This window comes from Paractinoplanes abujensis (genome assembly GCF_014204895.1).
GTDB lineage: Bacteria > Actinomycetota > Actinomycetes > Mycobacteriales > Micromonosporaceae > Actinoplanes > Actinoplanes abujensis.
Genome location: NZ_JACHMF010000001.1, coordinates 7,732,246 through 7,751,635 on the forward strand (window position 1 = coordinate 7,732,246; position 19,390 = coordinate 7,751,635).

19 protein-coding genes are annotated in these 19,390 nt (G+C 71.4%); 11 read left to right on the plus strand and 8 right to left on the minus strand.

Translation table 11 applies throughout. The features are described from left to right. Positions 1-19: 19 nt before the first annotated feature. Positions 20-1,537, minus strand: a complete 1,518-nt coding sequence (locus tag BKA14_RS35620) for a tetratricopeptide repeat protein (protein WP_438861926.1) — start codon at positions 1,535-1,537, stop codon at positions 20-22. Between the two features lie 164 nt (positions 1,538-1,701). Between BKA14_RS35620 and BKA14_RS35625 the strand changes: the two genes are divergently transcribed. From BKA14_RS35625 to BKA14_RS35650, 5 genes are all read left to right on the plus strand, one after another. After that, a complete protein-coding gene (locus tag BKA14_RS35625; RefSeq protein ID WP_184957155.1) occupies positions 1,702-2,739 on the plus strand; it encodes an SIS domain-containing protein in 1,038 nt (345 codons plus the stop codon). 27 nt (positions 2,740-2,766) lie between these two features. Continuing rightward, the gene (locus BKA14_RS35630) at positions 2,767-4,314 is read left to right on the plus strand and encodes a sensor histidine kinase (RefSeq protein ID WP_184955147.1); all 1,548 of its coding nucleotides are present in this window, start codon (positions 2,767-2,769) and stop codon (positions 4,312-4,314) included. 295 nt (positions 4,315-4,609) lie between these two features. Next, the gene (locus BKA14_RS35635; RefSeq protein ID WP_184955148.1) at positions 4,610-6,295 is read left to right on the plus strand and encodes a nitrite/sulfite reductase; all 1,686 of its coding nucleotides are present in this window, start codon (positions 4,610-4,612) and stop codon (positions 6,293-6,295) included. A 151-nt stretch (positions 6,296-6,446) separates the two neighbouring features. Then, on the plus strand, positions 6,447-7,211 hold the full coding sequence (locus tag BKA14_RS35645) for a phosphoadenylyl-sulfate reductase (RefSeq protein ID WP_184955150.1): 765 nt from the start codon (positions 6,447-6,449) through the stop codon (positions 7,209-7,211). Beyond that, positions 7,193-7,924: a sirohydrochlorin chelatase gene (locus BKA14_RS35650; protein WP_184955151.1), complete on the plus strand. Its 732-nt coding sequence runs from the start codon at positions 7,193-7,195 to the stop codon at positions 7,922-7,924. The genes BKA14_RS35645 and BKA14_RS35650 overlap by 19 nt, the downstream gene beginning before the upstream one ends. Before the next feature lie 381 nt (positions 7,925-8,305). Here the strand turns inward: BKA14_RS35650 and BKA14_RS35655 are convergent, their stop codons facing one another. Together BKA14_RS35655 and BKA14_RS35660 are read right to left on the minus strand one after the other, a co-directional pair. Beyond that, positions 8,306-8,560, minus strand: a complete 255-nt coding sequence (locus tag BKA14_RS35655) for a WhiB family transcriptional regulator (protein WP_133874584.1) — start codon at positions 8,558-8,560, stop codon at positions 8,306-8,308. Between the two features lie 460 nt (positions 8,561-9,020). Continuing rightward, positions 9,021-9,971 carry a diacylglycerol/lipid kinase family protein gene (locus BKA14_RS35660; RefSeq protein WP_184955152.1) on the minus strand — a complete coding sequence of 317 codons (951 nt, stop codon included), beginning with the start codon at positions 9,969-9,971 and terminating at the stop codon, positions 9,021-9,023. Between the two features lie 52 nt (positions 9,972-10,023). Here BKA14_RS35660 and BKA14_RS35665 point away from each other — a divergent pair, with 52 nt between their 5' ends. Beyond that, on the plus strand, positions 10,024-10,419 hold the full coding sequence (locus BKA14_RS35665) for a hypothetical protein (RefSeq protein WP_239092563.1): 396 nt from the start codon (positions 10,024-10,026) through the stop codon (positions 10,417-10,419). 38 nt (positions 10,420-10,457) lie between these two features. Further along, positions 10,458-11,150: a FadR/GntR family transcriptional regulator gene (locus BKA14_RS35670; RefSeq protein WP_184955153.1), complete on the plus strand. Its 693-nt coding sequence runs from the start codon at positions 10,458-10,460 to the stop codon at positions 11,148-11,150. Between the two features lie 4 nt (positions 11,151-11,154). On the opposite strand, the gene BKA14_RS35675 is transcribed toward BKA14_RS35670, so the two are convergent. Then, positions 11,155-11,565, minus strand: a complete 411-nt coding sequence (locus tag BKA14_RS35675) for a trypco2 family protein (RefSeq protein ID WP_184955154.1) — start codon at positions 11,563-11,565, stop codon at positions 11,155-11,157. Between the two features lie 97 nt (positions 11,566-11,662). Next, positions 11,663-12,067 carry a superoxide dismutase, Ni gene (gene sodN, locus BKA14_RS35680; RefSeq protein WP_184955155.1) on the minus strand — a complete coding sequence of 135 codons (405 nt, stop codon included), beginning with the start codon at positions 12,065-12,067 and terminating at the stop codon, positions 11,663-11,665. A gap of 86 nt (positions 12,068-12,153) precedes the next feature. On the opposite strand from sodN, the gene BKA14_RS35685 reads away from it, so the two are divergent. From BKA14_RS35685 to BKA14_RS35695, 3 genes are all read left to right on the plus strand, one after another. Continuing rightward, positions 12,154-12,462: a S26 family signal peptidase gene (locus BKA14_RS35685; protein WP_275412375.1), complete on the plus strand. Its 309-nt coding sequence runs from the start codon at positions 12,154-12,156 to the stop codon at positions 12,460-12,462. Between the two features lie 145 nt (positions 12,463-12,607). Then, on the plus strand, positions 12,608-13,843 hold the full coding sequence (locus BKA14_RS35690) for an NAD(P)-dependent malic enzyme (protein ID WP_184955156.1): 1,236 nt from the start codon (positions 12,608-12,610) through the stop codon (positions 13,841-13,843). Positions 13,844-13,866: 23 nt separating this feature from the next. Continuing rightward, on the plus strand, positions 13,867-14,817 hold the full coding sequence (locus BKA14_RS35695) for a zinc-binding dehydrogenase (RefSeq protein ID WP_184955157.1): 951 nt from the start codon (positions 13,867-13,869) through the stop codon (positions 14,815-14,817). 120 nt (positions 14,818-14,937) lie between these two features. Here the strand turns inward: BKA14_RS35695 and BKA14_RS35700 are convergent, their stop codons facing one another. Further along, positions 14,938-15,855, minus strand: coding sequence for an alpha/beta hydrolase family protein (locus BKA14_RS35700; protein ID WP_184955158.1), 918 nt, complete (start codon positions 15,853-15,855; stop codon positions 14,938-14,940). A 133-nt stretch (positions 15,856-15,988) separates the two neighbouring features. On the opposite strand from BKA14_RS35700, the gene BKA14_RS35705 reads away from it, so the two are divergent. After that, positions 15,989-16,153: a hypothetical protein gene (locus BKA14_RS35705; protein WP_184955159.1), complete on the plus strand. Its 165-nt coding sequence runs from the start codon at positions 15,989-15,991 to the stop codon at positions 16,151-16,153. A 1-nt stretch (position 16,154) separates the two neighbouring features. Here BKA14_RS35705 and BKA14_RS35710 read toward each other — a convergent pair whose 3' ends face one another. Continuing rightward, positions 16,155-17,270, minus strand: a complete 1,116-nt coding sequence (locus tag BKA14_RS35710; protein WP_184955160.1) for an acetate/propionate family kinase — start codon at positions 17,268-17,270, stop codon at positions 16,155-16,157. Continuing rightward, positions 17,267-19,339 carry a phosphate acetyltransferase gene (pta, locus tag BKA14_RS35715; protein ID WP_184955161.1) on the minus strand — a complete coding sequence of 691 codons (2,073 nt, stop codon included), beginning with the start codon at positions 19,337-19,339 and terminating at the stop codon, positions 17,267-17,269. Before pta ends, BKA14_RS35710 begins: the two co-directional genes overlap by 4 nt. Positions 19,340-19,390 lie beyond the last annotated feature (51 nt).

A 19,390-nucleotide genomic window follows, 5' to 3' on the forward strand; every position in this document is an offset into this window, starting at 1 on the left:
CCCGGCAACGACGTCTCGGCTAACCTCGCCGCCAGCGCAGGGACAGACGGCTCCGGCCGCGCGGCCGGGGCACCACGGGCATTCGGGTGATGGCCGTGGCCAGCTGCCGCGCCGACTGGTCGAGGTCGGGCGTGGCCAGGGCCAGCTCGGCGAACGAACGCGCGCCGGGCCGCGACGCCACCTCGGTGAGCCGCGCGGTGACGACCCGGGCCACGTCGGCCCGCGCCGACGGGTCGGTCCAGGCGGCCACGATCAGGGCGAACAGCGCCGCCTCGGTGACCCGGTCGGCCCCGCCGTCGACCAGGCCCAGCAGCATCCGCCGCCGCTCGGAGTCGAGCCAGCCCTCTTCGGCGCGGTGGTGCAGCAGTCCCAGGCAGGCCCAGACCTCGGGCGCCGCCACATCGGCCGGCGGGTGCGCCAGCAGCGCCAGCAGGTCGGCCGGGGACACCATGATCAGCTGTAGGGCGGCGTCGTACGCCGCCGGTGGGTGCGCCCACGAGAGCGCGGCGACCTGCCGGAGCCGGCGTACGGCGTCGGGGGTGGGCTCGGCGGCCACCGGCGCGCTGCCGCGGGGCAGAGGCGCGGCCGCGGGCGCACCGCTCAGCCACGGGGTGTCGCGGCAGCAGTCGGCCAGGTCGGTGTGCTCGTGCGATTCGTCGGGGTGGTCGCGGATGTAGTCGGCCAGCCGCACCAGGTGCGTGAGGTCGCCGTCGGCGCGGTGCCGCAGCCGGTGCGCGGTGTGCACGGCGCAGTCGTAGTCGGGGTCGCGTTCCAGCGCGCGGTCGACCCAGCTCAGCGCGTCGTCGAGGCGGCCGTTGTCGGCCAGGGTGCCGGCGATGTCGGCGTACACGGAAAGGTCGTCGGGGTCGTGGGCCACCGCGCGGCGCAGGGCCGCGAGCGCCTCGGGCAGCTTGCCGGCGCTGCGATAGGCGTACCCGAGCCAGATCTCCCCGAGCTTGGACGGCCGGACACGGGCCCCGCGGGCGGCCCAGTCGACGGCCAGGTCGTGCTCCCCGACGCGGCGGGCCAGCGCGGAGCCGGCGCCCAGCAGCATGGCGTGCTCCGGATAGGCAGCCAGCGCGTGGCGCACCACGGTCAGGTAGGGGCGCAGCGTCGGCGGCGCCGGTTCCCCCACCCGGGTGCAGAGGCGCATGAGAACCTGGGCCAGCAGCCCGGGTTCGATCCGGACGCCCAGGGCGGGCTCGTCCACCCAGGGGATGCCCGCCCAGTCGGCGGCGGGTGACTGTCCGCTGGCCGCGGCGAGCAGGGGCAGGCCGTCCTCGGGGCGCCCGGCCGCGGCGAGCAGGTGCGCGCGGGCGGCGAGCCGGCCGGGGGAGGCGTGCGGCCCGGCGCGGAAGAGGTCGAGCCCGCCGCCGGGCCGGGCCGCGAGGCGTCCGAGCACCTCGTGCACCTCGGGCAGCGTGGGGGCGTGGGCCAGCGCGCCGGCGAGGTGATCGGCGGCGCGCTCCGGTTGATCCGTCGCCAGGGCCGATCTTGCCTGTTCAAGAGCGCGGTCGGCGGCGCGGCGTACATCCACGATGCAAGACAGTAGGGGAAAGAGCCCCTCCTGTCAGCAGGAGGTTTGCTGCGCATTAGTGCTCGAAACATTGACGAATTAAGCTCATTCTTGCAAGACTGCGCATCAATCGCGCGCACAGCCGCTCATCAGGGGAGGAACACGTGACACAACGAGGCCAGGGGATGGCCGCGGACATCGCGGAACAACCGGGCGGATTCGCGCGGTTGCTCGACGGTGAGCACGCCGGCGCGATCGCCGCCGTCGCCGCCGAGGTGGCCCGCCGTAAGCCCCGCAATGTCGTGTTCGTGGCCCGGGGCACCTCCGACCACGCCGCGCTCTACGGGGCCTATCTGACCGAGATCCGGCTCGGCCTGCCCGTGGCCAGCGCCTCGCCCAGCGCGATCACGCTCTTCGGGGCCCGGCCCACCTTCACCGACACGCTCGTCGTGGGCGTCAGCCAGAGCGGCGGCTCGCCCGACCTCACCGGCGTGCTGCAGGTGGCCCGCGAGACCGGGGGCCTGACCCTCGCGGTCACCAACAACCCCGACTCACCGCTGGCCCGGGCGGCCGAGTTCTCGATCGACGTGGCGGCCGGTCACGAACGGGCGGTCGCGGCCACCAAGACGTACACGGCCGAGCTCCTCGCCCTGCTGCTGCTGATCGAGGGCATCCGATCGGGCGACGGCTCGCTGCCCGACGACGAACGGGCCGCGCTGGACAAGCTGCCCCAGCTGGCCGAGGACGCCTTGGCCGACCGTACGGCCGACGACCTCGCGCAGCGCTACCGGTTCGCGTCGCGCCTGGTCACGACCGGCCGTGGGTATGCCTACCCGACCGCCCGCGAGGCCGCGCTCAAGCTGATGGAGACGTCGTACCTGCCCGCCCTGGCCTTCTCGGGCGCCGACTTGCTGCACGGGCCGCTGGCCATGACCGACCCGGACGTGCCGGTGCTCGCGGTCGTGGGCGACGGGCCGGGCGGGCAGTCGATGCGTGACGTGGTGACCCGGCTCGGCGAGCGGCGGGCCGACGTGGTGACGATCGGCGCGACCGACGTGCCGGGCGCGGCCGGGCGGCTGCCGGTGCCGGAGCTGACCGATGAGCGGTACAGCGCGCTGCTCGACATCCTGCCCTTGCAGAAGCTGGCCCTCGCCCTGGCGCTGGCCCGCGGCGAGGACCCGGACGCGCCTCGGGGGCTGAAGAAGGTCACCACGACGCTTTAGGAAACAGTGACGTGGCACGCTTGGCGCGTGTCAACGTTGCGTGATCTGGCCGAGGAGCACACCGGCCTGGGCCCGGCCGACATCGACCACCTGCACCGCATCGCCGGTGACTGGCAGCTGCTGTCCGATCTCTCCTTCGCCGACCTGCTGATGTGGGTGCCGGTGAAGCGGGAGGCCGGGCAGCCGCGCGAGTATCTCTGTGTGGCCCAGGTGCGGCCGACCACGGCCCCGACGGCCTACCAGGACGATCAGGTCGGCAAGATCGTCGGCGGACCGGAGGTGGCCCACCTCGACATCGCCTTCGCCCAGGAGCGGATCTGGCGTGAGGGCGACCCGGTCTGGTACGGCGACACCCCGGCCCGGCACGAGGCGATTCCCGTACGGCTGCGCGACCCGAACGACCGCGAGGAGGGCTACAGCGAGGTCATCGCGGTGATCGGCCGCGACACCAACCTGTCCACTGCCCGTACGCCGTCCCAGCTCGAACTCAACTACCTGACCACCGCCGACGACCTGGCCCAGATGGTGGCCGACGGCACCTTCCCGCCACCTCGGCACCCGGGCGAGACCACTTCCGCCCCGCGCGTCGGCGACGGCCTGGTCCGCCTCGACGCGGGCGGCAAGGTCACGTACGCCAGCCCGAACGCCCAGTCGGCGTACCGGCGTCTGGGTTTCAACGCCCACCTGGTCGGTGAGGAGCTCTCGGCGCTGACCAGCCGGCTCGCGGCCGACCCGCTGGAGGGCAACGACACCGCCGAGCGGATTTTGTCCGCGCTGCGTGGTGAGTCGCCGCCCCGGCAGGAGATGGAGGCCCGCGGCGCCACCGTGCTGATCCGCGCGCTGCCGCTGCTGCCGGCCGGGGTGCCGATCGGTGCGCTGGTCCTCGTCCGCGACGTGACCGAGGTCCGCCGCCGCGACCGCGCGCTGATGACCAAGGACGCGACCATCCGCGAAATCCACCACCGGGTCAAGAACAACCTGCAGACCGTGGCCGCGCTGCTGCGCCTGCAGGCCCGCCGCGTCGACGCCCCCGAGGCCCGGATGGCGCTGCAGGAGTCGGTGCGCCGGGTGGCCTCGATCGCCCTGGTGCACGAGACCCTGTCGATGTCGAGCGACGAGGCGGTCGAGTTCGACGGGATCGTGGACCGGGTCGCCACAGCCGCCACCGAGGTCGCCGCGACCAGCGTGCCGGTCAAGATGCGCCGCCAGGGCACGTTCGGGGTGCTGCCCGCCGAGATCGCCACGTCGCTGGTCATGGTGCTCAACGAGCTGCTGATCAACGCGGTCGAGCACGGCTTCCCGGCGTCCGAGGACGACGACGAGCCCCCGGTCGAGCGGGAAGACCAGGGTGAGGTGGTGGTTTCCGCCCACCGGTTCCGCAAGCAGCTGCACGTCACCGTGGCCGACAACGGGCAGGGGCTGCCCGCTGACTTCCGCGCCGACGACAGCCAGCGGCTCGGCCTGCAGATCGTGCGCGCGCTGGCCACCGGCGAGCTGCGCGGCAGTATCGAGCTGCGCAACCGGGCCGGCGGGGGCACCGAGGCGGTTCTGGTCGTGCCGTTGGGCAAACGCTGACGGCTTCCCACCTGGTGGGCCGCGACACACTCCCGAAATCTGGACCGCACTGGCCCAGATTGGTTCGGCGTGAGAGGCTTGCCGACATGACCGCTGCTCTGGACCGCCGCTTCGTGGCTCGCCGCCACGTTGATTACGGCCGCGTCCGCAGCGCGATGTGTCCGGCTTCCTGACGCCGTCCGGATTTTCTTTCGGGCGCGCGAAGACGCGCCGGCCACTCCTGACACCGTAGTCACGAGCCCCTGAGAGCCGTGAGCGTCCGACCGCGCCCACCGACTCCAGGAGGACCGCCGACATGGCGACCCCAGCTAAGCCGACCGCCCGCCCTCGTAAGGCGCGCGGCGAGGGTCAGTGGGCGCTCGGACACCGCGAGCCGCTCAACCCCAACGAGCGGATCAAGAAGGACGACAACCCGCTCAACGTCCGCGCCCGCATCGAGAACATCTACGCGCACAGCGGCTTCGCCTCGATCGACCCGCAGGACCTGCGCGGCCGTTTCCGCTGGTGGGGTCTTTACACCCAGCGCAAGGCGGGCATCGACGGCGGGCGTACGGCGGTGCTCGAGCCGCACGAGCTCGAGGACGAGTTCTTCATGCTGCGGGTGCGCATCGACGGCGGCGCGCTGTCGGTGGCCCAGCTCCGCACGATCGCCGAGATCTCCCGCGAGTTCGGCCGGGACAGCGCCGACATCACCGACCGGCAGAACATCCAGCTGCACTGGATCCGGGTCGAGGACATGCCCGAGATCTGGCGCCGGCTCGAGGCCGTCGGGCTGCAGACCACCGAGGCCTGCGGCGACTGCCCCCGCGTGGTGCTGGGCTCGCCCGTCGCCGGCATCTCGACCGACGAGGTGCTCGACGGCACCCCCGCGATCGACGAGATCCTCAAGCGCTACATCGGCGACCCGCAGTACTCCAACCTGCCGCGCAAGTTCAAGTCGCAGATCTCCTGGCTGGCCGACGGGCCGTACGAGACCAACGACATCTCCTTCGTCGGCGTGGTCCACCCGCAGCACGGCCCCGGCTTCGACCTCTGGGTCGGCGGCGGCCTCTCCACCAACCCGCGACTGGCCGAGCGGCTCGGCGTCTGGGTGCCGCGCGACGAGATCCCGGACGTCTGGGAAGGCGTCATCGGCATCTTCCGCGACTACGGCTACCGCCGCCTGCGCAACCGCGCCCGCCTGAAGTTCCTGCTGGCCGACTGGGGCGTGGCCAAGTTCCGCGAGATCCTCGAGAAGGAGTACCTGGGCCGCGCGCTGATCGACGGCCCCGCGCCCGACCTGCCGGCCAAGCCGATCGACCACATCGGCGTGCACAAGCAGGTCGACGGGCGCAACTACGTCGGCGCCGCGCCGGTCGTGGGCCGGTCCTCCGGCACTCAGCTGGGCCGGCTGGCCGACCTGGTCGAGCAGCACGGCTCCGACCGTGTACGGCTCACGGCGTACCAGAAGCTCCTGGTCCTCGACGTGACCGACGAGATGGTGGAGCCGCTGATCGCCGGCATGCGGCAGATCGGTCTGGAGGCGCGGCCCTCGGCGTGGCGGCGCGGCACCATGGCCTGCACGGGCATCGAGTACTGCAAGCTCGCGATCGTCGAGACCAAGGCCCGCGGCGAGGAACTGGTGGCCCGGCTCGAGGAAAGGCTCAAGGACTTCGACGCCGACATCTCGATCCACATCAACGGCTGCCCCAACGCCTGCGCGCGCACCCAGGTCGCCGACATCGGGCTCAAGGGCCAGCTGGTCATGAACTCCCACGGCGAGCAGGTCGAGGGCTTCCAGGTGCACCTGGGCGGCGGGCTGGGCATGGCGCAGGGGCAGACGTCCGGTTTCGGGCGCAAGCTCCGCGGGCTCAAGGCAACTGCCGAAGAGCTTCCCGCGTACGTGGAACGGCTCGCTCGCAACTATCTGGACGGGCGCACCGCGCGCGACGAGTCGTTCGCCACCTGGGTCATGCGCGCCGACGAGGAGCTCCTCAAATGAGCGACGCCCGGTCGACACCCATGTACTGCCCTTACTGCGGCGAAGAAGACCTGTTCCCCAACGAGGCATCACACGGGGCGTGGGAGTGCCACTCCTGCACCCGGGTTTTCACGGTCAAGTTCAACGGGTTGCTGTCCAAGGGAGTGAACCGATGACCATCGTGGCCGCTACATCTCTCAACCTGGTCAACCTGGGCGCGGCCCCGGTGGCCCAGGACCCGGACCGGCGCTCCCGCGACGAGCTCGAGGCGCTGGCGCGCGACGCCGGCCGTGAGCTCGAAGGCGCGCCCGCCGAGGTGATCGCCAAGTGGGCGACCGACACCTTCGGCGCCCGGTTCTGCGTCACCAGCTCGATGGCCGACGCCGTGGTGGCGCACGTCTTCTCCCGGGTCTCGCCGGGCGTCGACGTCGTCTTCCTCGACACCGGCCTGCACTTCCCCGAGACGCTCAAGGTGCGCGACATCGTGGCCGCGACCATGGACGTCAACGTGCGCTCGATCCGGCCGCGCCGCACGGTCGGCCAGCAGGACGGCGAGTACGGGCCGCGGCTGTTCGCCCGCAGCCCCGACGAGTGCTGCTTCCTGCGCAAGGTCGAGCCGCTCGAGCGCGCCCTGTCCGACTACGACGCCTGGGCCACCGGCCTGCGCCGCGACGAGTCGCCGACCCGGGCCAACACGCCGATGGTCGCGTTCGACGCCAAGAAGGGCAAGGTCAAGGTCAACCCGATCGCGGCCTGGACCGAGGCCGACGTCAACCGTTACATCAGCCGCTGGAACGTGCCGGTCAACGAGCTGTTCAAGAAGGGCTACGGCTCGATCGGCTGCTGGCCCTGCACCCGGCGCACCAAGGCCGGCGAGGACCCGCGCGCGGGCCGCTGGGCGATGTTCGAGAAGACCGAATGCGGACTGCACGTCTGACCGACCGGCTCGCGGTCGTCCTGGTCGCCCACGGCAGCCGGGACCCGCGGGCCGCGGCCGCCACCGAGGCCCTGGCCCGGGCGGTGCGCCGGGCCCACCCGGCGTGGGAGGTGCACGCGTCGTTCCTCGACCACGCCGGGCCGCGCCCGCTCGACGTGCTGCGGTCGCTGCCCGGCCGCCGGGTCGTGCTGGTGCCGCTGCTGCTGACCGCGGCCTACCACGGGCGGGTCGACATCCCGGCCGTGGTCGCCGAGGCGGCCGCGCTACCCGTCGAGGTGACCCTGGCCGACGTGCTGGGCCCCTCGGCGCTGCTCGTCGACGGTGTCGCGCGGCGGCTCGGCCCCACCGGGGCGGACGCGGTGGTGCTGGCCGCGGCGGGCACCCGCGACGCGGCCGCCCGCGAGACGATCATGTGGGCCGCGGCCGCCCTGAGCGCCCGGCTGAGCGTGCCGTGCGTCGCGGCGTATGCCTCGGCCGCCCCGCCGGGCCCCGGCGCCGCTGTGGAGCTTCTGCGGGCCGCCGGCGCCCGTCGCGTCGGGATGGCGGCGTACTTCCTGGCTCCGGGACGCCTGTACGACGTGGCTGTGCGGTCCTCGCTCGAGGCCGGTGCGGTGGCGGTCGCCGAGCCGCTGGGGGACGCGGCCGAGGTGGTGCGGCTGGTGGCCGCGCGCGTGCTGGCCGCCACCGGTCGCCTTCTGCCGGCCGCCGCCTGAGACGGCCGGGTCGCTGTGGGGGCGTGCTCATCGCGTGTGTCGCATGATCGCCGACTGTCCACAGTCTGTGATGAACGCACCGCAGGCCGTACGGGTCATCCACAGGGGATCCGGAGGGCGGTCGCCGTCGCTCAGCGTTACCGCGGGTTGTGCGCTCCGCCGACGTCCACGCCGGGTGAGGGGAATGTGGACCATTCGTGTCGGTGGCGCAATTTCGAGATCATTTCGCGGATTCTCGACGAAACCCAACGTGATCGAAATAGCGCACTCGGCGAACCTCTCGGGTTCCTCTCAGGATTGCGCGCGCTGAGTAATCGATCGGAAACAGCAAGACGCCCCGGTGCCGATCGGCCCGGGGCGCAAATGCTGTGGGGGTTTGGTTCAGGCGGTGGGAGCGCCGACCCGGAGGCCGCCACGACGCTTGACCGCGCGCCGCTCGTCTTCGCTCATCCCGCCCCATACGCCGGCATCCTGACCGGACTCGAGGGCCCAAGTAAGGCAGTCCTCGGTCACGGGACACCGCCGGCACACGGCCTTGGCCTGCTCGACCTGCAGGAGCGCGGGGCCGGACGTCCCGATCGGGAAGAACAGCTCCGGGTCCTCGTCGCGGCAGATCGCATCGTGACGCCAGTCCATGGCGGCAACACTCCTTGTTTCGGATGGGGTAATGAATTGCGTTACTGGTTTACCTATGCGTGCGCGGGCGGCCTGCGGGGTGTGTGACCCTCGGCTCGCCGTGCGTAGCAAGCTTTTGTGTTATCAGGTGCTGTTCGGCGCTTCTTGATTAGGAACGCGCGCAAGCGGCAACCGGTTACTTCTTATCGCTTGTGAATGCTTTCACGAACTCGTGCGATGTCAAGGGTAGCGCCGGAAGTTTCTCCGGGCGGGTGAGCTGGCTCACGCCCTCTTTGTCCGGTTCTGACGCTTGCGCCGGAGCCGGTTGACCTACGCCTCCATCAATGTAGTACGGTCTGCGCCCTGCTGCCGACCTTTTGACCGTGTTTCTGTAACGGATTGTGAGGCCGGACCCGTCCGTGACCTGCTGGTCACCCTGGGTTGGCCACCATTCCTTCGGCTCTTATCGCCTACCCAGCGGTCAGCAGATCACACGTAGCGCTTCGGGAACGGACACGAAGTGCACCTTCTGACGCTCGCCCAGATAGTCGCCGTCCAGCTGGAACGCCTGCGGCCGGCTCGCGATCACGGTGAACTCGTCCTGGTCGTGCAGGTGCACCACCTGCTTGCCGTGCGGCTCCGCCCGGCGCAGGGCGAGCTGGGCCATCGTCCGGCTCGTGCTGCCGACGGCGAGGCCGCGCAACGCCATGACGTCGAGCCCGCGGTCGAACGAGGCGCCGGGGCTCGGATTGATCGGGCGGTCACCCAGATAGGTCCAGGGGGCGGTGTTCTGAATGATCACGGTGCCGAGGTCGGCCTCGGGCGGCTCGCCGGGGCGCTCGATGGTCAGCGGCGGGGACTTGCGGTCCTCCCGGGTGAGCATCTGGCCGACCACCGAGCGGAAGTAGAGGGCGGGCGTCGAGGTGCGGCCGCGCAAGCGGGCCTGCTCGACCCGGCGCACGACCGCGGCGTCCAGGCCCATGCCTGCGGCGAACGTGAAATAGCGGTCGTCGGCCCGGCCCAGCCCGATCACCCGGTGCCGCCCGTCGCGCAGGCCGTCGAGAATCACGCTGACCCCCTCGACCCAATCGCGGGGCAGGCCGAGCGCACGGGCGAAGACGTTGGTCGATCCGCCGGGGACGACCGCGAGCGCCGGCAGCACGTGGGCCCGGGGGCCGGTCAGGCCGCTGAGCACGGCCTCGGCGGTCATCAACCCGTTGACGGCCTCGTTGACCGTGCCGTCGCCGCCCAGCGTGACGACCACGTCGACCCCGCTCTCGGCGGCGGCCCGGGCCAGCGTCGCCGCGTGCCCACGGCGGGTCGTGTATTCCACCGACAGCTCCACCGCGCTGCGCAATGCCCTGACCAGCACGTCCCGGCTGCGCTCGCTGGTGGTCGTGGCCTTGGGGTTGACCAGCAGTAACGCTCGCATGCGCGGCACTGTACCCAAGAGCGCGCAAAAACTCTGTCGGTATGGTGCTGGTGTGACCGGTGAGAAGTCAGTCGTTGACAACCCTCCCAGCCTGTTGTGGGCGGTGCGGCTGCTCTATCTGGAGTGCGCCGCCCTGGCCGGGCTCACTATCTACTTGCTCGTCCTCGATCTGACGAGCGATGCGGTGCACGTCGGCATGGCCGTCGCGCTGACCGTTTTCGCCGCCCTCGGCGTGGCGGCGATCTTCTTCGTCGCGCGCGGGCTCGGCCGGCGCACTCGCGGCGCGCGCGGGCCATCGATCGTCATCCAGCTCTTCACGATCGCCGCCGGCGGCTTCCTGCTGCAGGTCGGCCCGGCCTGGCTGGGCGTGGTGCTGATGGCCCTCGGGGTGCTCATCGGCCTGCTGGTCGTGCTCCCGGCGAGCACGCGAGCGCTGGGCATCGATTAATCGCCCTCATTCGGCGGGCCAGGGCCTACCCTGAGAAGGTGACCGGATCAACGGTGCGCCCACCCGCGTATCAGCTGCTGGCGGACGAGTTACGGGCCGACATCACCTCGGGCAGGCTGCAACCCGGCGAGCGCCTGCCGCCGGAGCCCGAGTTGTGTGTCAAGACGGGTGTCAGTCGCAGCACCGTCCGCGAGGCCCTCCGCCTGCTGGCCAGCCAGCATCTGATCGTCACGACCCGTGGGGTCACCGGCGGCAGCTTCGTGGCGCATCCCGACGCCGAGCAACTCGCCGAGAGTCTGACCACCGGGTTCACCCTGCTGACGAAGTCGGACGGGGTGGGTTTCGCCGACCTGCTCGAGCTACGCCGGGCGATCGAGGTGCCGGCCGTGGGGCTGGCCGCGTACCGCCGTGGCGACGAGAACCTGGCCGAGATCCGGGGCGCGTTCTTCGACCCCGCGGTCGACGAGTTCGAGACGATGATGGCCGCGCACGTCGCGTTCCACATGGCCGTGGCCAAGGCCACCCAAAATCCGCTGTTCGAGCTGGTGGCGCGGCCGCTCTACCACGCCGAGTTCGGCGAGGAGGTCACCGGCGACCTGCCCCCGGGCTACTGGCGGCAGATCGACGCGGATCATCGGCTGCTGCTCGACTGCCTCATCATGCGTGACGCGGAGTCGGCCACCCGGGCCGCGACGCAGCATCTCGACTACATCGCCGCGGTCGTGCGGTAAGGAATTAAGCGCCCGTACGACGGGTGACCAGCCGGATCGTCGCGCGCTGACCGGTCGCCTCCGCGGCCGCCGACGTGGTCAGGGCGGTCAGCACCTTCCACGCGAAGGACGACTCGGCGGGCAGCTTGGCCCCCCGTACGGTCGTGACCGTCACCTCGACGGTGAGCGCGTCCTCGGTGACCGCGAACCGGCAGTCGAGCTCGGCGCCGCGAGTCGCGATGGCCAGCAGCATCGCGCACGCCTCGTCGACGGCGATGCGCAGATCCTCGATCTCGTCGAGCGCGAAATGCAGCCGGGCGGCCAGGCCGGCAGTCGCCGTGCGCAGCACGCCCAGGTAGCCGCCGTCGGCGGGCACGGTGAGCATGACGACGTCGTCACCGATCGCCGGGTCCGGGTGTGTATCCGTCAGCTGCATCACCGTTGCTCCTCCCACCGCTGGAGCCGACTCTAGTAGCAGAGCGCAGCCGGCCGGTACGCCCGGGTGGGCGCACCGGCCGGAGCAGCGCGGAAACTCAGGCCTGCTTGGTCTCCCAGAAGATCTTGGAGATCTCCTCGATCTTGCCGAGCAGCTGGTCGGCCACGGCCGGGTCGACCGAGCCCTTGGCGCCCGAGGCGCCGGCGAGCTTGGTGGCCTCGTTGAACAGCTGGTGCAGGTTCGGGTACTTCTCGAAGTGCGGGGGCTTGAAGTAGTCGGTCCACAGCACCCACAGGTGGTGCTTGACCAGCTCGGCCCGCTGCTCCTTGATGAGGATGGCCCGAGTGCGGAACTCGGGGTCGGTGTTCGCCTGGTACTTCTCGGCGATGGCCTTGACCGACTCGGCCTCGATCCGGGCCTGGGCCGGGTCGTAGACGCCACAGGGCAGGTCGCAATGGGCGCTGACCACGGTCCGAGGCGTGAGGAAACGCGGAAGTCGCATCAGGACTCCTCCATACGAGTTTGCGATGATCCAAGGTTGACACTACCCCTTACACCTTGCCCGTAACGCTGCGGAGGACTGATGCCGTGAGATGGCAACTACCACTGTTCGCGGTGTTGGTGCAGGGCCCGTCGATGGTGCCCGCGCTGCACTCCGGAGATGCCCTGCTGGTGCGCCGGGGTGGACGCGTACGGGCTGGTCAAGTGGTGGTTGCACGGTTCCGGACCCGGCCCGATCTGCTGGTCGTCAAGCGCGCCGTGCGGCCGCAGGACGGTGGCTGGTGGATCCAGGGCGACAACGAGTTGATCGCGGACGACAGCCGGGCGTACGGGGTGGCGGATGTCATCGGCCGGGTGTTAATTCGCTACTACCCGCGGGTCGGTCGGCTAAGTTAAGGTCGCACAACCGCGGCGCACACTCGCGCTTCGCGGTTGCTTCTTACGGGTGATCCCCGCATCGCGTTCCGATCCGGCGCACAACTCGCCGCTGTGATCGACAGGCGCCCAGTCGACCTACGTCCCGATGCCGGTTGGAGTCACCATGTCCTTTTTCAGTTTCGAACTCGATCCCGCCCTCGCCGCCGACCCCGTCTTCGACCTGCACAAGCACGGCAAGATGGAGATCGCGCTGACGGTCCCGCTGGCGAGCCGCGACCACCTGTCGCTGGCCTACACGCCCGGCGTGGCCCGGGTCTGCGAGGCCATCGCGGCCGACGCCGAGCTCTACCCCGACTACACGTGGACGGCGAACACGGTCGCGGTCGTCACCGACGGCTCGGCCGTGCTGGGACTGGGCAACATCGGCGCCAAGGCCGCCATGCCGGTCATGGAGGGCAAGGCCATCCTGTTCAAGCAGTTCGGCGGGGTCGACTCGATCCCCATCTGCCTGGACACCCAGGACGTGGACGGCATCATCGCCGCGGTCAAGGCGATGGCGCCCTCGTTCGGCGGCATCAACCTCGAGGACATCAGCGCCCCGCGCTGCTTCGAGATCGAGCGCCGGCTCGACGCTGAGCTCGACATCCCGGTCTTCCACGACGACCAGCACGGCACCGCGGTGGTCACGCTGGCCGCCCTGCGCAACGCGGCCACGCTGCTCGGCCGCCGCTTCGGCGACCTGCGCGTGGTGATCAGCGGGGCCGGCGCGGCCGGGGTCGCCATCACCCAGATGCTGATCGCGGCCGGGATCGACGGGGCCAACGTGATCATCTGCGACTCGCGCGGCATCGTCCACGCCGAGCGCGGCGACCTCACCCCGATCAAGGCCGAGCTGGCCGCGACGACCAACCTCTCCGGCCGTACGGGAGGAATCGGGGAGGCCCTGATCGGCGCGGACGTCCTGATCGGGGTGTCCGGGGGGCAGATCGAGGAGAGCGCGGTGGCCGGCATGGCACCCGGCGGCATCATCTTCGCCATGGCCAACCCGACACCCGAAGTGGCGCCGGCAATCGCCCACAAGTACGCCGCGATCGTCGCCACCGGCCGCAGCGACTTCCCCAACCAGATCAACAACGTGCTGGCGTTCCCGGGCATCTTCCGTGGCGCCCTCGACGTGCGGGCCACCACGATCACCGAGCGCATGAAGGTGGCCGCGGCCGACGCGATCGCCGCCGTCGTCTCGGACGACCTGAGCGCCGACGCGATCGTGCCCTCGCCGCTCGACCCGCGGGTCGCCCCGGCCGTCTCGGCCGCCGTGGCCGCCGCGGCGCAGGCCGACGGCGTGGCCCGCCGCACCGCCCCGGCAGCCCCCGAGCAGCGGACCGCACCCGTTCGCTAGACGGAGCACTAGGGTCGGAAGCTATGCGCGCCGCCTACGCCGTAGCTTCCGACCCCACCGACCCGCGCTCCGCCCTGCGCGTCGGCGACCGGCCCGACCCGGACCCGCCCGAGGGCTGGGTGACCGTGGACGTGCGGGCCGCCTCGCTCAACCAGCACGACCTGTGGTCGCTGCGCGGGGTGGGCCTGCCCGCCGACCGGCTGCCGATGATTCTGGGCTGCGACGCGGCCGGCGTCGACCCCGACGGCAACGAGGTCGTGATCTATCCCGTGGTCGCGGACGAAGCCGACCCGCGCGGGCTGTCCCTGCTCTCCGAGCGGCACCCGGGCACGCTGGCCGAGCGTGTCGCCGTGCCCCGGGCGAACCTGGTGCGCAAGCCGGAAGGGGTGTCGTTCCTGGACGCCGCGTGCCTGCCCACGGCCTGGCTCACCGCCTATCACATGCTGACCACGCGGGGCCGGGTTGCCGAGGCCTCCGCGGTGCTCGTGCAGGGCGCCGGTGGGGGAGTGGCCACCGCGGCGGTCGCGCTCGCCGTCGCGATGGGCAAGCGGGTGTACGCCACCAGCCGTGACGCCGGCAAACGGGAGAAGATCGCCGAGCTGGGCGCGATCGCGGTGGAACCCGGCCTGCGCCTGCCCGAACGGGTCGACGTGGTGATCGAATCGGTCGGCGCCCCCACGTTCGAGCACTCGATGAAGTGCAGCGCGCCCGGCGCCCGGATCGTGGTGTGCGGGGCCACCGGCGGTCACCTGGCCACGGTCGACCTGCGCCGGGTGTTCGCGATGCAGCTCGACATCCTGGGCAGCACGATGGGCACCGGGTCCGAACTGGCCGCGCTGCTCGACCTGCTCGTCGACAAGGACGTACGGCCGGTGGTCGACTCGACGTACGGGTTCAGCGCGGTCGCCGACGCCTTCGCGCGCCTGGAGTCGGGCGACATCTTCGGCAAGGTGGCCGTGGACTTTCTGCATTGACGGTCGTCGTTATCCACAAACCTCAGTTGTCCACAGGGCACCCGGCCAAGATCGCCCCCGAGCACTAAAATGGGCTGGGTGGGGGTCCCCCCGGTGGAGGGTGGGCCCACGTCTGGGAAATCAGAGATCATCGATGTATGTGGCGGTCCCGCCCCGGGTGGCGTCGCCCTTCAGGCGTTCTCGTGCGCTGTCGTCGCCGTACAAGGTCCACCGCCAGAAGTCGGTGCTGGTGGTCGCGACTATCCCGAGCGCCCGCCCGCCGACGGTGTGCCCGCCCTCGGTGACGCTCACGAACGCCTTGGGCCACTGCACCGCGTCGAAGGCGGCCCGCCCCTCCGAGTACGCGACCGTGGCGTCCTTACGTCCGTGCACGAAGAGCAGGGGCGCCGAGGGCCCGGTGAACGGCTGCGGCAGCACCTGACGACCGGCCAGCACCACCCCGGCCCGCAGCCGGTCGTCGCGGGCGTTGCTGAAGAGCCCGATCGTGGTGACCCCGCCCGCCGAGTGCCCGGCCGCGGCCACCCGCTCCCCGTCGGCGCCGGGCACGGCGGCCAGCGTCTGAGTGATCACGTAGCTGGCGTCGGCGGGCTGGTTGAGCACGTCGAGCACGTTGAACTGCTCGGCCGAGCGGGAGGTGAACGGGTAGGCCGGCGCGGCCACGACGAAACCGGCGCGGGCCCAGGCGGTGAGCAGTTCGCGGTAGTCGGCGGGGCGCCCGCCGAGCCCGTGGCTGAACAGGATCAGCGGGAACGGGCCGTCGCCGCGCGGCGCCCAGACCGTGGTGGTCAGCGGGCGGCCGGCGCCTCGCCGCAGTTTCAGCGTGCGGGTCTCGACCGCGAACGACCGGGCCGGCGCCGTCCCCGCGGGAATGGGAGCGGCGGGTGGAGCAGGGGAAGCGGCCGGTGGAGCAGAGGAGGCGGCAGGCGGCGCAGCCGGGCTGCCGGCGACGGGTGGCAAGGAAGCGGCCGGCTCAGGTTCCGCCGTACAGGCGGACAGCACGGCAACTGCCAGGACGAGGGGGACCAGACGGCGACGCACCCGACCCATTGTGCGTCGGCCCCTTCACGATGGGGTGAAATCCCCCGGACGGATGACGTTTGTCCTGGTCGGAGCTGTGACGACTAAGATATGGGGCTCGGCCGGCGTGCACTCCTTCGCTATGGTCTTGCGCATGTCTGACAACAGCGTCGACCCGAGCGGCAACACCGAGGCGTTCCGGGCGTTCACCCAGAGCACCCCGCAGGAGCCCGCGCCGGCGTCCAAGACCCCCCTGATCGTCGGCGGTGCCGTCGTCGCGGTGGTGCTGGTCGCCCTCATCATCTGGCTGGTCGCCTGAGTTAGCGGTCCAGCGAGAGCGCCGTCCGGGACTGGTCGGCGATCTCCAACTCCTCGTCCGTGGGGATCACACAGACGGGAATGCGAGCGCCCGGCGGGGAAATGACCTCGTCGCGGCGCTCGTTGCGTTCCGGGTCGATCACGATGCCGAGCGGTTCCAGGCCGGAGAGCGACGCCGCGCGTACGGCGGCCGAGTTCTCGCCCACCCCGGCTGTGAAGGCGATGGCGTCGACCCGGCCCAGCACGGCCAGATAGGACCCGACGTATTCGCGGATGCGCCGGCAGTAGACGTCGAAGGCCAGCGTCGCGTCGGGGTCGCCGGCCGCCCGCAGGTCGAGCACCGCGCGCAGGTCGTTCACCCCGGCCATGCCCTGCAGTCCTCCGTGCCGGGTCAGCGAGGTCTCGATCTCGTCGAGCGGCAGCCCGGCCACCCGGTGCAGGTGGAAGATCACGGTCGGGTCGATGTCGCCGCTGCGGGTGCCCATCACCAGCCCGGGCAGCGGGGACATGCCCATCGAGGTGGCCACGCTGCGGCCGCCCTCGACGGCGCAGGCGCTCGCGCCGTTCCCCAGGTGCAAGGTGATCACGTTCGTCTGCGCCGGGTCGCGGCCCAGCACCTGCGCGGTGCGGCGGGACACGTACGCGTGGGAAGTGCCGTGGAACCCGTACCGGCGGATCTGCCACCGCTCGGCCAGCTCACGGGAGATGGCCCAGGTGACGCCCTCGGGCGGGATCGTGGCGTGGAACGCGGTGTCGAACACGGCCACCTGCGGCACGTCGGGCAGCAGCTTGCGGGCCACCTCGATGCCGGTCAGCGCGGCCGGGTTGTGCAGCGGGGCCAGCGGCACCAGCGCTTCGACCCGGGCCACCACCTCGTCGGTGATCACGGTGGGGCCGGTGAACTCGGCGCCGCCGTGCACCACCCGATGCCCGGCCGCGGCCAAGCCGGTCAGGTCGATCTCGTCCATGATCCCCTGCAGCGCGGCCCGGTGGTCGGCCACTTCGCCGCCCGACTCGCCGATCCGCTCGACCAGGCCCTTGGCGACCGTCTCGGTGCCGTCGAAGAGCCGATACTTCACCGAGGAGGAGCCGCTGTTGAGCACCAGCACCCGGCTCATCGCGAGGCCGCCTGGATCGCCGTGATCGCCACCGTGTTCACAATGTCCTTCACTGTCGCGCCGCGGGACAGGTCGTTGACCGGCCGGTTCAGGCCCTGCATGACCGGGCCCACAGCGACCGCGCCGGCCGACCGCTGCACGGCCTTGTAAGTGTTGTTGCCCGTGTTCAGGTCCGGGAAGATCAGCACGGTCGCCTGGCCCGCCACCGCGCTGCCCGGCAGCTTGGTCGCGGCCACGGCCGGGTCGACCGCCGCGTCGTACTGGATTGGACCTTCGACCGGCAGATCGGGCCGCCGCTCACGGACGAGCGCGGTGGCCGCGGCGACCTTCTCCACGTCCGCGCCCGCCCCCGAACTGCCCGTCGAATAGGACAGCATCGCGACGCGCGGCTCGATGCCGAACGCGGCCGCCGTACGGGCTGAGGAAAGCGCGATGTCGGCCAGCTGCGCCGCATCGGGGTCGGGGTTGACCGCGCAGTCGCCGTAGACCAGCACCCGGTCGGCCAGCAACATGAAGAACACGCTGGACGCGACCGACACGTCGGGGACCGTCTTGATGATCTCGAAAGCGGGCCGGATCGTGGCCGCGGTGGTGTGGTTGGCCCCTGACACCATGCCGTCGGCCAGCCCTTCGAACACCATCATCGTGCCGAAGTAGTTGACGTCGCGCACCACGTCGAAGGCCAGGTCGAGCGAGACGCCTCGCTTCTTGCGCAGCTCGGCGTAACGCTCGGCGAAATCGTCACGCCACGGGCTGTGGGCCGGGTCGACCAGCTTGGCCGCCCCGATCTCGACGCCCAGCTCGCGGGCCCGGCGGGCGATCTCGCCGGGATCGCCCAGCAGCGTCAGGTCGGCGACGCCGCGGCGCAGCAGGGTCTCCGAGGCCCGCAGGATGCGCTCGTCGGTGCCCTCGGGCAACACCAGGTGGCGGCGCTCGGCGCGGGCCCGGTCGATCAGGTCGTTCTCGAACATCAGCGGCGTGACCCGGCTCGACCGCGCCACGTCGAGCACACGGGTCAGCTCCGCGGTGTCCACATGTTCCTCGAAGGCGCCGAGCGCAGCGTCGATCTTGCGGGGGGTGCCCGTGCCCAGCCGGGCCTGAATGTGCGAGGCGGCCGCGATCGTGTGATAGCTGTCGGCGTCCACGAGCAGCATGGCCAGCCCGGTGTTGAGCTTCTCGATCACCCGTACGACCCGGGGGTCGGGCGGCTCGCCCAGCGTAAGTACCAGCCCCGACAGCGTCACGTTGCCCGCCGCGTGGGCCGCGCTGGCCGCCAGCAGCAGATCGGCCCGGTCGCCGGGGGTGATCATCAGCGCGCCGTCGGTCAGGTGGTCCAGCACCGTCGGCACGTGGGCCGCACCGACGACGTAGTCGAGCACGTCCCGATCGAGCGCCCCGTCACCGCCCGACACGACAGTGGCGTCGAGCGCGGCCGCCACCTCGGCCACGGTGGGCGCGGCCACGGCCGCCACGGAGGGGATCGACCACATCGGCACGGGCAGGCCGGCGTCGGCCCGCACTCCCTCGGTGACCCGGTTGGCGATCACGGCGACGACTGTGGCGTCCAGGTCGACCAGCGCGTGATAGGCGCTCCGGGCGGCTCCGGCCAGCGACTCCGCTCCCCGCCCGGCCCCGCTGATCACCGGCACCACCACGCTGCCGAACTCGGTGGCCAGCCGCGCGTTAAACCCCAGCTCACGCGGAATCTCGTCGCGCTCGTCGGCCCCACCGGCCGCGAAGTCACTGCCGATCACCACCACCGACGCGGCCTGCCGCTCGACCTCGCGGTACCGCTCGACGATCCGCGAGATCAGCTCCTCCCACTTGCCGTCGGCCACCAGCGCGCTCGCCTCGGCCATGGTCACGCCGTACGACTCCGCGTAGGGGGCGACCACGGGATACCGCTTGGTCAGCATCGTCAGCAGCGGATCGTCCCCCGGCCCGGAGACCAGCGGCCGGAACACCCCGATCCGCGCGACCTGCCGGGACAGCAACTCGACCAGCCCCAGCGCGACGGTGCCCTTGCCGACTCCGGGCCCGAGGCCGGCCACATAGACGCTTCGTGCCACGGATTCAACCTACCGGCCGCCTCGTCGCCCCGCCGGGTCGAAAGTCCTAAC

Bases quoted from the DNA above. Each gene is read 5' to 3' on its own strand.
- sodN (WP_184955155.1), bottom strand. From the start codon at position 12,067: ATGCGACTTCCGCGTTTCCTCACGCCTCGGACCGTGGTCAGCGCCCAT.
- BKA14_RS35690 (WP_184955156.1), top strand. From the start codon at position 12,608: ATGTCCTTTTTCAGTTTCGAACTCGATCCCGCCCTCGCCGCCGACCCC.
- BKA14_RS35705 (WP_184955159.1), top strand. From the start codon at position 15,989: ATGTCTGACAACAGCGTCGACCCGAGCGGCAACACCGAGGCGTTCCGG.
- BKA14_RS35645 (WP_184955150.1), top strand. From the start codon at position 6,447: ATGACCATCGTGGCCGCTACATCTCTCAACCTGGTCAACCTGGGCGCG.
- BKA14_RS35655 (WP_133874584.1), bottom strand. From the start codon at position 8,560: ATGGACTGGCGTCACGATGCGATCTGCCGCGACGAGGACCCGGAGCTG.
- BKA14_RS35650 (WP_184955151.1), top strand. From the start codon at position 7,193: ATGCGGACTGCACGTCTGACCGACCGGCTCGCGGTCGTCCTGGTCGCC.
- BKA14_RS35660 (WP_184955152.1), bottom strand. From the start codon at position 9,971: ATGCGAGCGTTACTGCTGGTCAACCCCAAGGCCACGACCACCAGCGAG.
- BKA14_RS35625 (WP_184957155.1), top strand. From the start codon at position 1,702: ATGGCCGCGGACATCGCGGAACAACCGGGCGGATTCGCGCGGTTGCTC.
- BKA14_RS35635 (WP_184955148.1), top strand. From the start codon at position 4,610: ATGGCGACCCCAGCTAAGCCGACCGCCCGCCCTCGTAAGGCGCGCGGC.
- BKA14_RS35695 (WP_184955157.1), top strand. From the start codon at position 13,867: ATGCGCGCCGCCTACGCCGTAGCTTCCGACCCCACCGACCCGCGCTCC.
- BKA14_RS35675 (WP_184955154.1), bottom strand. From the start codon at position 11,565: ATGCAGCTGACGGATACACACCCGGACCCGGCGATCGGTGACGACGTC.
- BKA14_RS35710 (WP_184955160.1), bottom strand. From the start codon at position 17,270: ATGAGCCGGGTGCTGGTGCTCAACAGCGGCTCCTCCTCGGTGAAGTAT.